This is a genomic window from Mycobacterium sp. (assembly GCF_019243155.1).
In the GTDB taxonomy this organism is placed as follows: domain Bacteria; phylum Actinomycetota; class Actinomycetes; order Mycobacteriales; family Mycobacteriaceae; genus Mycobacterium.
Genome location: NZ_JAFAUS010000062.1, coordinates 1 through 11,409 on the forward strand (window position 1 = coordinate 1; position 11,409 = coordinate 11,409).

11 protein-coding genes and 1 pseudogene are annotated in these 11,409 nt (G+C 67.2%); 4 read left to right on the forward strand and 8 right to left on the reverse strand.

Features of this window, described 5'->3' with window-relative positions; genetic code table 11:
* The 7 genes and pseudogenes from JOZ00_RS03185 to JOZ00_RS03215 form a co-directional block, all read right to left on the reverse strand.
* A pseudogene (locus JOZ00_RS03185) lies at positions 1-507 on the reverse strand (tRNA (adenosine(37)-N6)-threonylcarbamoyltransferase complex transferase subunit TsaD); the annotation flags it as partial.
* A 49-nt stretch (positions 508-556) separates the two neighbouring features.
* Positions 557-1,024, reverse strand: coding sequence for a ribosomal protein S18-alanine N-acetyltransferase (rimI, locus tag JOZ00_RS03190; RefSeq protein WP_293339524.1), 468 nt, complete (start codon positions 1,022-1,024; stop codon positions 557-559).
* Complete coding sequence (gene tsaB, locus JOZ00_RS03195) at positions 1,021-1,653, reverse strand: tRNA (adenosine(37)-N6)-threonylcarbamoyltransferase complex dimerization subunit type 1 TsaB (protein WP_293339527.1); 633 nt, start codon at positions 1,651-1,653, stop codon at positions 1,021-1,023. The genes rimI and tsaB overlap by 4 nt, the downstream gene beginning before the upstream one ends.
* Positions 1,650-2,153: a tRNA (adenosine(37)-N6)-threonylcarbamoyltransferase complex ATPase subunit type 1 TsaE gene (gene tsaE / locus JOZ00_RS03200; protein WP_293339530.1), complete on the reverse strand. Its 504-nt coding sequence runs from the start codon at positions 2,151-2,153 to the stop codon at positions 1,650-1,652. The genes tsaB and tsaE overlap by 4 nt, the downstream gene beginning before the upstream one ends.
* Entirely contained in the window at positions 2,146-3,198 is a 1,053-nt protein-coding gene (locus JOZ00_RS03205; protein ID WP_293339533.1) for an alpha/beta hydrolase, read from the reverse strand. The genes tsaE and JOZ00_RS03205 overlap by 8 nt, the downstream gene beginning before the upstream one ends.
* A 52-nt stretch (positions 3,199-3,250) precedes the next feature.
* Positions 3,251-4,417 carry an alanine racemase gene (alr, locus tag JOZ00_RS03210; RefSeq protein WP_293339536.1) on the reverse strand — a complete coding sequence of 389 codons (1,167 nt, stop codon included), beginning with the start codon at positions 4,415-4,417 and terminating at the stop codon, positions 3,251-3,253.
* 56 nt (positions 4,418-4,473) lie between these two features.
* The gene (locus tag JOZ00_RS03215; protein WP_293339539.1) at positions 4,474-5,640 is read right to left on the reverse strand and encodes a glycerate kinase; all 1,167 of its coding nucleotides are present in this window, start codon (positions 5,638-5,640) and stop codon (positions 4,474-4,476) included.
* Positions 5,641-5,945: 305 nt separating this feature from the next.
* Between JOZ00_RS03215 and JOZ00_RS03220 the strand changes: the two genes are divergently transcribed.
* From JOZ00_RS03220 to JOZ00_RS03235, 4 genes are all read left to right on the forward strand, one after another.
* On the forward strand, positions 5,946-6,806 hold the full coding sequence (locus JOZ00_RS03220) for a TIM barrel protein (RefSeq protein ID WP_293339542.1): 861 nt from the start codon (positions 5,946-5,948) through the stop codon (positions 6,804-6,806).
* On the forward strand, positions 6,725-7,693 hold the full coding sequence (locus tag JOZ00_RS03225) for a 2-hydroxy-3-oxopropionate reductase (protein WP_293339553.1): 969 nt from the start codon (positions 6,725-6,727) through the stop codon (positions 7,691-7,693). Before JOZ00_RS03220 ends, JOZ00_RS03225 begins: the two co-directional genes overlap by 82 nt.
* Positions 7,693-9,486: a glyoxylate carboligase gene (gene gcl, locus JOZ00_RS03230; RefSeq protein WP_293339544.1), complete on the forward strand. Its 1,794-nt coding sequence runs from the start codon at positions 7,693-7,695 to the stop codon at positions 9,484-9,486. The genes JOZ00_RS03225 and gcl overlap by 1 nt, the downstream gene beginning before the upstream one ends.
* Positions 9,487-9,630: 144 nt before the next feature.
* Positions 9,631-10,404, forward strand: coding sequence for an IclR family transcriptional regulator (locus tag JOZ00_RS03235; protein WP_293339547.1), 774 nt, complete (start codon positions 9,631-9,633; stop codon positions 10,402-10,404).
* An 11-nt stretch (positions 10,405-10,415) separates the two neighbouring features.
* Here the strand turns inward: JOZ00_RS03235 and JOZ00_RS03240 are convergent, their stop codons facing one another.
* Positions 10,416-11,168: an SDR family oxidoreductase gene (locus JOZ00_RS03240; protein ID WP_293339550.1), complete on the reverse strand. Its 753-nt coding sequence runs from the start codon at positions 11,166-11,168 to the stop codon at positions 10,416-10,418.
* Between the last annotated feature and the right edge of the window lie 241 nt (positions 11,169-11,409).

Genomic DNA, 11,409 nt, shown 5'->3' on the forward strand with positions numbered 1-11,409 from the left:
GTAGGCCTCGCCGGCGGCATCGTCGACGGTGCTGCCCAGCTCGATCATCGGTTCGCCGAGGGACCGCACATGCAGCAGGTGGGTGTGTCCGCCGGACACCAGCAGCGCCACGCATTCGGGCAGCGGCCCGTGTTCGTAGACGTCGGCTGCCAGGTGCCCGCCTAAGTGGTTGACGGCGTAGAACGGCACCCCCCACGCGGCCGAATACGCTTTGGCCGCAGCAACTCCCACCAACAGCGCGCCCGCCAGGCCGGGGCCGATGGTGGCGGCGACGATGTCGGGCCGCTGCAAGCCCGCGGCGTCCAGCGCTCGGCGCATCGTGGGGCCGAGCGCCTCCAGGTGCGCCCGGGAGGCGATCTCCGGGACGACGCCGCCGAAGCGGACGTGCTCGTCGACGCTGGACGCCACCTCGTCGGCCAGCAGCGTCACGGTGCCATCGGCGTCGAGGCGCGCTATGCCGACTCCCGTTTCATCGCAGGAGGTTTCGATTGCCAAAACTGTAGTCAATTGCGCCACTCCTCCTCATCGCTTCGCTCTGCATCGTCGCCGACGCGCGTCACAGGGCCTCCCGCCGCATCGTGTACGCGTCGGCGCCGCTGACTCGGTAATAGCGTCGGCGCAATCCGATCTGGGTGAACCCGACGCTGTGGTAGAGCGCGATGGCCGCCTCGTTGTCGGTGCGAACCTCCAGGTAGACGGCGCCACCGTCAGCGAAATCCAAGAGACCGTTGAGCAATCGACGCCCGATGCCCTGTCCCTGGTATGCGGGGTCGACGCCGATCGTGTGGACCTCGTACTCGAAGGGGGGCCTGCGACCCAACCGCGAGATACCGGCATACCCGACCAGGGTCTCGCCGATTCGCGCGCCCACGTAATGGTTGTGGGCACTGGCCAATTCGCGGTTGAACGCCGCCGCGGGCCACGGGTCGTCGCCGTCGAAGAGCTGCGCCTCCAGCTCGGCGCAGCGTTGCGCGTCGGCCGGCATCAACGCGCCCAGGGTCACAGGTCCGCTGTACGCGGTCATTTTCTCGCCGCCAACGGCTTGGCGTCGGGCCGACGCAGATACAGCGCGATCAGCGGCGCGGGTTCAGCCGACCAGTCACTCACCGCCGCAACAAGTCCGGCCGGTGTCGGGTAGACGGGCTCGCAGCACGGCAGGTCGAACAGGCTCGCGTGCTCGGGCGAACCGGCGACCGCCCGAGCCGTGCCCGGGTCGACATCGGCCGGGGCGTTGACCGACGGGCCGTGGGTGCGGACACCGTCGCGGTAGCGCGCCCAGTAGACCTCGCGCCGGCGGGCATCGGTGACCACCAGCATGTCGCCGGTGGTGCGCACCCCGATGGCGTCCAGGCTGCACACGCCGTGCACCGGGATGCCCAGCGCGTGCCCATACGCGGCGGCGGTGGCCATCCCCGCGCGCAGGCCGGTGAACGGGCCGGGGCCACAGCCCACCACGACGGCGTCGAGATCACTCATCGTCAGGTCCGAAGTATCAAGGGCGGAAACCACGTTCGGCGTGAGCCGCTCGGCATGCGCCCGGGCATCGACCGTAACGCACTCGGCGAGCACCGACAGATCGTCGAGCCGCACGATCCCGGCGGTCACGGCGGGGGTGGACGTGTCGAGGGCGAGGACGATCGCTGCGGGGCTCATGAATCGACCCTGCTGTCGGCCCATTGCCAGGTCGCGATCCGCACGTCGGAGTGGCTGACGCGTTCGAGCCGGATGTCGAGATGCCGCTCGGCCAGACGCTCGACCAGACCTTCGCCCCACTCCACCACGACGACCGCGTCGTCGAGATCGCTGTCGAGGTCCAACGAATCGAGCTCGCCCAGCAGATCGGCGCCTTGCCCGGTGTCGAGCAACCGGTACATGTCGACGTGAATCATCGCCGGCGCACCGGGCCGGCGCGGCGGGTGAACCCGCGCCAACACGTACGACGGTGACGTGATGGGGCCGTCGACATCCATCGCGACGGCAATCCCCTTGGCCAGCACTGTCTTTCCCGCCCCCAGCGGACCGGAGAGCACCACGACGTCGCCCGCTCGCAGCTGCGCACCCAGCCGGGCGCCCAGCGCGACGGTGTCTTCGACGCGCTCGCATGTCACGGCGCCACTATCGAACTGCGGGCCGCGGCCATCGCGATCAGACACGGCGCCGCAACCGTTCTCGCATCCGGCGGGCCGCTGTCACCGTCTTGCCCGGGGCCGCGCGCTTGACCAATCGGACCAACCCGTCGTTGATGGCCTCGGGCTTGTCGAGCAGCGCCAAATGGCTGGCGCCGGGAACGATCACCAGCTCAGACAATGGCATGCAGGCCGCCATCTTTCGCGAATACTCGTCCGGGGTCAGCAGGTCATGATCACCGCACGCGACCAGGGTGGGAACGCGCAGCAATGTCCACAGCCCCGCGGTTTCATCGTGATGTTCCAGCGCATCCAGAAAGCCGATCATGGTCGGGATCGGGGTGCCGTTCATCATCCGCTGACTGAACGCGTCCAGGCTACGGCTGACCTGCAGGTCGCTGTAGGACGCGGCCCGCAGAACCGGGCCGATCAACGAGCGCGACACGTTGCGGCCGCGGTTCATCAGCTTAGGCGCGGAGCGCGCGGTGAACCGGATCGCTTCCAGCGCCGGGTTCTTCAGGATCTCGCCCAGCGGAGAGCGGGAAACCCCTTCGGCCGCAGTGGAAATCAGCGCGGCACCAACGATGCGGCGACCGTACTGCTTGGGAAACTGGCGAGCGTGCGACAGCACCGTCATGCCACCCATCGAATGGCCGACCAGCACGATCACCCCGCGCGGCGCGATCGCCTGCAGCACGGTTTCCAGATCCTGGCCGAGTTGAGTCAGCGTGTACGTCTCGGGATCGGCCTCGCCGGATCGCCCGTGACCGCGCTGGTCGTAGAACACCATCCGCACCCGCGGCCCCAGGCGGTTCGGCAGCCGGGTCCGCTGAAAATGAAAGGCCCCCATCCGAAGGCAGAATCCGTGAACGAACACCATGGTCAACGGGGCGTCCACCGGGCCGGCCTCGCGGACCGCAAGGGTCACCCCGTCCGGCGTGGTCACCACGTAGCTGGCGTCGTCATCGAGGCGGTCGAAATCCTCGTCGGCATAGGGGTCTTCGATCCCGCTCGCGCGTTGGGTCATCGAACGGCGGGCCGACGCTCCGACGATGGTGGCGACGGCCGTCACCCCCGCACCTCCCGCAAGCCACGCCCTGCCCTTGTGGCGCTTGCGGATTTCATCAGGGCTCAACGGTTCGTGCCTCGCGGTAGGTTCTGGTGATACGCCCGCGCGGGCTGGTCACTACTTCGTAGTGGATGGTGCCGAGCATGTCGGCCCACTCCTGCGCGGTGGGTTCACCGCTGCTGCCGGGCCCGAACAGGATCGCCTCGTCGCCCTCGACGACGTCGACGCGCCCCGGACCGAGATCGACGACGAACTGGTCCATGCAGATCCGCCCGACACCGGGCCGCCGCCGGCCGTTGATCAACACCTCGAGGCGCCCGCCCAGCGATCGGAAGACGCCGTCCGCGTACCCGACCGGCAGCAGCGCAAGGTTGGTGTCGCATGTCGCGGTCCAGGTGTGCCCGTAGGACACGCTCTCCCCCGCTCGTATCGACTTGACCAGCGCCACAGGGCATTTGACCGTCATCGCCGGGACCAGTCCCATGTCGCCGAGCTCGGGCACCGGGCTGAGGCCGTAGACGGCGACACCGGGCCGCACCAGATCGAAGGCCAGATCGGGGCGCGACATCGTGGCCGATGAATTGGCCAGGTGCGCGACCTCGAAACGCAGCCCCGCCTCGCGTGCCTGCGCAAGCATCTCGGTAAACCGTTGCGCCTGAATATCATTGATGGGGTTCTCCGGCTGGTCGGCGTAGACCATGTGCGACATCAGCCCCCGCACCCGGACCGCATCCTCGGCGGCGAACCGGCGCAGGGCGGTCAACATCGAGGGGTACTGAGCCGGAGCCACGCCATTGCGGTTCAACCCGGTGTCGACCTTGACGGTGAGCGTCGCCGTGCGGCCGGTCCGGCGCGCCGCGTCCAGCAGCTCGCCGAGCTGACGCTCCGACGAGACGGCGATCTCGACGTCGGCCAGCAGCGCGGGCCCGAAGTCCGTGCCGGGCCGATGCAACCAGGCCAACACCGGCGCGGTGATCCCCTCGGCGCGCAGCGCGAGTGCCTCGTCGACGGTGGCGACGCCCAGCTCCGCCGCCCCGGCGGCCACAGCGGCGCGGGCGGCCTGGACGGCCCCGTGGCCGTAGCCGTCCGCCTTGACGACGGCCATCACCTGGGCCTTGCCGGCATGCTCGCGCAGCACCCGCACGTTGTGCGCGACAGCGCCGAGATCGACCAGGGCCTCAGTGAGGACGCCCGGCGTCAGGGATATCGGCGTAAAGGCCACGGCCGCCATTGTCCCAGAACGCCGGCACTTGATGCGCCCGTCCCGGACCGGCGGGGCTAGGCGAGCGGTCGAGGCATAGGGCGGGCACCGTCCCGACGTGCGGCGATGGTCGCCCCGACAAGCCGTTCGGCTACCACGGTGAGCAGTTCCGCAGCGTACCTGGTGCAGCGCGACAGATCGGGCTCGAGTTCGTTGAGGCTGTGGACCGCAGTGAACCCCGCGTCGTGCGCTTGGACGCTGGTCAGCGTCGATATCCCAGCGATCGCGAAGGCGGGTATGCCCAGCGTCTGCGCCCTTCGGGAAACGCCCACGGGCGCTTTCCCGCGCAATGATTGCTCATCGAGGGAGCCCTCGCCGGTGATCACCATGGCGGCGCCTCGCAGGTTTCGGTCGAGATCGACGAGGTCGAGCAGCATCTCGATGCCGGGGCGCATCCGCGCGCCGAGAACGGCCAGCGCGGCGAATCCCGTCCCGCCGGCGGCACCCGCACCGGGCGCGTCCCGAACGTCGGTGTTCGTGGCCGGCCCAACCAGATCCGCCCATCGGGCAAGGCCGCGGTCCAGTTCGGCGATCTGACTGCCAAGCACCCCCTTCTGCGGCCCGTAGACCGCGGCCGCGCCCTGCGGCCCGCACAAGGGGTTGTCCACGTCGGCGGCCAGGGTGAAGGTGGCGGCACCGACGGCCGGGTGCAGTCGGCGAAGATCGAGCCGGGCGGCGTCGGCCAGCCCACGACCCCCCAACCCAATCGGGTTGCCGTGTCGATCGAGCACCTCGGCGCCCAGCGCCATCAGCATCCCCGCACCGCCGTCAGTGCTTGCGCTCCCCCCGACGGTGATCACGATGTCCCGGCATCCGTCGTCCAGGGCTTGGGCCACCACTGCGCCCAGCCCGTAGCTGGTCGCCGTCATCGGCGCCGGTGTCCCGGCGGGAAGCCGCTGCAGGCCGCAGATATCAGCCATCTCGATGACCGCGCGTCCACCGATGCGCGCATAGGCGGTGTGCACTACGGCACCGGTCGGCCCGGTGGCATGAGCATCGACCCGGTCGAATCCGGCCGCCACCAGGGCATCGAGGGTGCCCTCACCCCCGTCCGCGACCGGACATAGAACCGGAACCGCGTTCGGGTCCGCTCGACGCGCACCCTGCGCCATCGCGCGCGCCGCTTGGTCGGCGGTCAACGAACCCTTGAACTTGTCGGGTGCCAGCACGATGTTGCGGCTCACGGCGCGGCCTTTCCCGCGACGCACGTCATCACTCAATCCTTCCCGGGCACTCAGAGTCGGCTTCACAGAATTCCGTTATATGGAAGTCAGTTTCCATGACTGCGCCTCGATGAGCGAGTGCCATAACGCCATCCATTATGGGCCACTGGGTATGTCCACAGTTGATCGAAAGGCGTTATCAATAGCTTTGTTTCGTGGATCTTCCCGCCACGAGCCTTGACAGCATCGTCGGCCGGCGCGTTGACTTATTCCGTAATACGACGAATAAATTCCGCAATGCGAAATCTCCTCTCGGAAGGACACTCGTGGCCTCTGCTACCTACACGGTGAACTGCTCGATCCTGTTCACCGATCTTCCCGTGCTGGACCGGCCGGCCGCGGCCCGAGCGATGGGCTTCGAGGCGGTGGAATTCTGGTGGCCCTTCGTCGAAGCGACGCCACCGGACGCCGACGTGGATACCTTCGTGCGCGCCATCAAAAACGCGGGAGTCCGGCTGAGCGGATTGAACTTCTTCGCCGGCTACATGGCGGCCGGCGACCGAGGAGTCCTGTCCGACCCGTCGCAGTCAACCGATTTTCGAAACAACGTCCAGATCGCCGTCGGCATCGCCGAACAATTGGGCACAGGGGCCTTCAACGCGCTCTACGGCAACCGCATCGACGGCGTCGCCCCCGCGGTCCAAGACGACGTGGCAACAAAAAATCTCGCCTACGCGGCGGCCGCCGCGGCGCGCATCGGGGCGACCGTGCTTGTCGAACCGGTCAGCGGCGCACCGCGCTACCCCCTCAAGACCGCGGTCGACGCAGTCCGCGTCATCAACCGGGTCCACGACGAAAGCGGAACGACAAACCTGCGACTGCTCGCCGACCTCTATCACCTCTACGCCAATGACGACGACGTGGCCCGGGCCCTGATCGCCTACGCCGGCCACATCGGACACGTGCAGATTGCCGACGCACCCGGCCGCGGGGAGCCGGGAACCGGTGAGATCCCGCTGGACGAGCACGTCGGCATATTGCTCGCACAGGGCTACAGCGGCTACATCGGCCTCGAATACAAGCCCAGCCGGCTCAACACCTTCGACTGGCTGCCGCGGTCCGAACGTGGACGCGGCGGCGTCAACACCGACTCGCTGGCCACGCCGGCAGGAACGAGGACTCAATGAGCGCCATCTGCTTCATCGGACTGGGCATCATGGGCAGCCCGATGGCCTGCCACCTGGCCCGGGCGGGCCACACCGTCACCGGCTACAACCGGTCACCGGGGAAGGCCGGGGCCCTGATCGAGGCCGGCGGCACGGAGGCCCAGTCGATCGAAGAGGCGGTCAAACAAGCCGACGTGGTCGCCGTCATGGTGCCCGACTCGCCCGATGTGCAAGACGTGTTGCTCTGCGAGAGCGGTGTTTTCGCCCATGCGCAACCCGGCACCCTGGTGATCGACTTCTCCTCGATCCGCCCCGATGTCACCGCTCAGCTCGCCCAGGAAGCCGACCGCCGGGGCTTGCGGCTGATCGACGCCCCGGTCTCCGGCGGCGAACCCGGCGCCAAAAGCGCGTCACTGTCGATCATGGTCGGCGGCAGCGCCGACGACTTCGGCGCCGCTAAACCAATCCTCGACATCGTCGGCAAGACCATCGTGCACGTCGGACCCAACGGCGCCGGACAGACCGTCAAGGCTGCCAACCAACTGATAGTGGCGGGCAACATCGAGTTGCTCGCCGAGGCGATCACCTTCCTGCGGGCCTACGGAGTCGACCTCGACGCGGCCGTCAAGGTTCTCGGCGGCGGCCTGGCCGGTTCGGCGGTGTTGGACCAAAAGGCACCGAAAATGTTGTCCCGCAACTTCGATCCGGGCTTCCGTATCAAGCTGCACCACAAGGACATGGGCATTGTGACCAGCGCCGCCCGCGAAGCCGGCGTCGCCATCCCGCTCGGCGCTGTCGTCGCCCAACTGATGGCCTCCGCGCTGGCAACCGGCGACGGCGGCCTCGATCACTCGGCCTTGCTGCGCGGTGTCGAGCGGCTGTCGGGACGCCAGGAAGGTGTGGACTAATGACACGGATGCGCACGGTTGACGCAGCGGTCAGTATACTCGAAATCGAAGGCGCCACACAGACTTTCGGACTGCCCGGCGCGGCGATCAACCCCTTCTACTCCGCGATGCGCGCCCACGGTGGGATCCGGCATGTGCTGGCCCGCCATGTCGAGGGCGCCAGCCATATGGCCGAGGGGTACACCCGCGCCGCGCACGGCAACATCGGCGTGTGCATCGGCACCTCCGGACCTGCCGGCACCGATATGATCACCGGATTGTATTCCGCCAGTGCCGATTCCATTCCCATCCTGGCGATCACCGGTCAGGCGCCGGTGAACAAACTGCACAAGGAAGACTTCCAGGCGGTCGACATCGCCGCGATCGCGGCGCCCGTGACGAAGATGGCGATGACGGTTCTCGAGCCGGGGCAGGTTCCCGGCGCGTTCGCCCAGGCTTTCCACCTGATGCGCTCGGGTCGGCCAGGGCCCGTGCTCATCGATCTGCCCATCGACGTTCAGCTGGCCGAAATCGACTTCGACGCGGCCGCTTACGCTCCCCTGCCCGTCTACAAGCCCACGGCCACTCCGGCGCAGATCGCCAAGGTGCTGGACATGCTGCAGACGGCGCAACGGCCCCTCATCGTTGCCGGTGGGGGCATCATCAACGCCGATGCCTCCGAGCTGCTGGTCGAACTGGCTGAGCTGCTGGACATCCCCGTGGTGCCGACGCTGATGGGCTGGGGAACGATTCCCGACGACCACCGGCTTGCCGCCGGCATGGTGGGGCTGCAGACCGCCCACCGCTACGGCAACGCGACCATGCTCGAATCCGATTTCGTGCTGGGAATCGGCAACCGGTGGGCCAACCGCCACACCGGCGGCCTGGACACCTACCGCCGAGGCCGACGCTTCATCCACATCGACATCGAACCCACTCAGATCGGTCGCGTGTTCGCCCCCGACCTCGGCATCGTCTCCGACGCCAGGGCGGCGCTGGTGCTGCTGGTGGCCGAGGCGACGCGGCGCCGCGTGGCCGGCACATTGCCGAACTGGACCGGTTGGGTGCGTGACTGCCAAGAGCGCAAGAAGACACTGCACCGCAAAACCCACTTCGACGACATCCCGATCAAACCGCAGCGTGTCTACGAAGAGATGAATCGGGCGTTTGGCCGAAATGTGCGCTATGTCACCGCAATTGGATTGTCTCAGATCGCCGGGGGCCAGTTCCTCCAAGTCTTCAAACCGCGGCATTGGATCAACTGCGGCCAGGCCGGACCCCTGGGATGGACCGTTCCCGCCGCTCTGGGCGTGGCCACCGCCCACCCCGGCACCACGATCGTGGGGTTGTCCGGCGACTACGATTTCCAATTCCTCATCGAGGAACTGGCCGTCGGCGCGCAATTCAACCTGCCCTACGTGCATGTGGTGGTCAACAACTCCTACCTGGGACTCATCCGCCAGGCGCAGCTCAACTTCGACATGGACTACTTCGTCTCGTTGGCTTTCGACAACATCAATGCCCAGGAATCCGGCGACTCAGACATCCCCAAGGGCTACGGTGTCGACCATCGCCGCGTCGTGGAAGGCTTGGGCTGCAAAGCCATTCAAGTCACCGATCCCGCCATGATCGCCCCCGCGCTCACCCGCGCACAGCAGCTCGCCCAGGAGCACAAGGTGCCCGTCATGGTCGAGATCTTCCTGGAACGGATCACTAATATCGCGATGGGCACCGACATCGACAAAATCACCGAGTTCAACGAGCTGTCCACATCGCTCGACGATTCACCCACCGCCGCTTTGCTTTACGACTAGCCGATCCTGCCGTTGCGGCGGCGGTGGTCGAAGCCAGCGACCAGCTTTCGCCGGTAACGACGTCCCGGACGTCCCGCATGCTGCTACCGTCGCCGTCGTGGCAGAAGTTCCTCTCGAGCGGCTCGGATTGTGAGCCGATAGCCGATGGCGCGTGACGACACGGAGCGTACCGGCGGAGTCCAATCCGTCGAGCGAGCGTTCGAGCTGCTGGAAATCCTGGCCTCCATGGGAGGCACGGGCGCCCTCGGCGAACTCGCCGCCCGCGCGGACCTGCCTCAGCCGACCATCCACCGACTCGCGCGCACCCTGTTGGGCATGGGCTACCTGCGGCAGCTGCCCAACAGGCATTACTCTCTGGGGCCGAGGCTGATCCGTCTCGGCGAGAACGCGGCGCAGCTCATCGGGATGTGGTCGCGACCGCATCTGGTGGAGCTGGTGGAACGCACGGGCGAGACGGCGAACATGGCGCTCATGGACAACGACATGGCCGTCTATGTCGCCCAGGTTCCCTCGCCGCATTCCATGCGCATGTTCACCGAAGTGGGGCGGCGCGTCTATCTGCACTGCACCGGCGTCGGCAAGGCACTGCTGATGCAGCTTCCCAACGAGACGGTGCGCGCGCTGCTGGCGCGAACGGGGATGCCGGGCGCCACCGAGAACACCCTCACCACGCCCGCCGCGCTGCTGGAAGACATCGAGTTGTGCCGTTCGCGGGGCTATGCCCTTGACGAGGGCGAGCAGGAAGTCGGCGTGCGATGCTTCGCCGTGCCGGTGCCCGACGCGCCCTCCTTGACCGCGATCTCGATCTCGGGTCCCGCGGCACGGGTCACGCTGAAGTCCGCCACGGCAGTCACCCCGTTGCTCAAACGGGTCGCGCGCGACATCGCCTCGGAATTCGACAAGGAAGCCGCCGTTTAGCGTCATTCCTACTAGATCTGCAGTCCCTCATCGACTTTCAGCGTCATGCCGGTCATGAATTTCGTCGTCATCGCGAACAGCACCACGCCGGCGATGTCGACTGATGTTCCGTGCCGATGCAAGAGATTTCGGTGATCGTGATGCTCATGGCACTGGCGGACGCCGTACGTGCCCGCGGTGATCGCGGGTGAGACGGCGTTGACTCGGATCGGTGCGAGTTCAGCCGCCAACCAGCGGATCAGCAAATCCACCGCACCGCCAGTTCCAATACTGGCCGCGTCGAGCTTGACGGTGTGGACTCCGGAAAACAGCACGAACGATCCGCCCGGTTTGATCTGCCGGGCGAAATGCTTGGCGAGCATCATCGATCCGATGATGTTGATGTCGAACGACTTCCGCAGATCGTGACGCTCCAAGTCGGCCAGCCTCAATCCGGCCCAGGCCGCCGCGGTCGCCACCACGTGATCGACAGGGCCCGTCCGCGTGGCGAGGCGTGCGATCGACTCGTCGTCGGTGATGTCGACCGCTTCGGTGTCGATGTCCGTGCCGCCGTAATCGCTACGCAACCCGATCTTGTCGCGGCCGGCCACGACCACCCGAGCGCCGCGGGAGTGTGCCAACAACGCCACCGCACGCGCGGTCCCGCTGCCGCGCCCGATCACCACGACGGACTCGCCGCGCAGCGTGTCTGCCGCCTGCCTTGCCTCGGTGACCTGGCGGGGACGGTCGACCCGCGCCCATCTGGCTTCCAGTCCTCGCTCCATGCCGTCACCTCTGGCTTTCTCAGTCAGGCTGCATTTAGTGCATACAGTATTCATCTGACGTTAAAAGTCCAGAGTTGATCGACAGCATCGAAGACGTCGGTGGTGGATCAGGCGGCGCCGTCGGCTTCTTGACGGCGTTGGTGGTAGATCTCGCGGGTGCGTTCGGTGTGGCGGCGCATGAGGTCGCCGGCGCGTTTGCCGCTGCGGGCGGCGATGGCGGTGATCAGTTCGGCGTGTTCGT

What these genes read in the sequence shown, in the direction of transcription:
- rimI (WP_293339524.1), bottom strand. Translation starts at nt 1,024, where the DNA reads ATGACCGCGTACAGCGGACCTGTGACCCTGGGCGCGTTGATGCCGGCC.
- tsaB (WP_293339527.1), bottom strand. Translation starts at nt 1,653, where the DNA reads ATGAGCCCCGCAGCGATCGTCCTCGCCCTCGACACGTCCACCCCCGCC.
- gcl (WP_293339544.1), top strand. Translation starts at nt 7,693, where the DNA reads ATGACACGGATGCGCACGGTTGACGCAGCGGTCAGTATACTCGAAATC.
- JOZ00_RS03235 (WP_293339547.1), top strand. Translation starts at nt 9,631, where the DNA reads ATGGCGCGTGACGACACGGAGCGTACCGGCGGAGTCCAATCCGTCGAG.
- JOZ00_RS03240 (WP_293339550.1), bottom strand. Translation starts at nt 11,168, where the DNA reads ATGGAGCGAGGACTGGAAGCCAGATGGGCGCGGGTCGACCGTCCCCGC.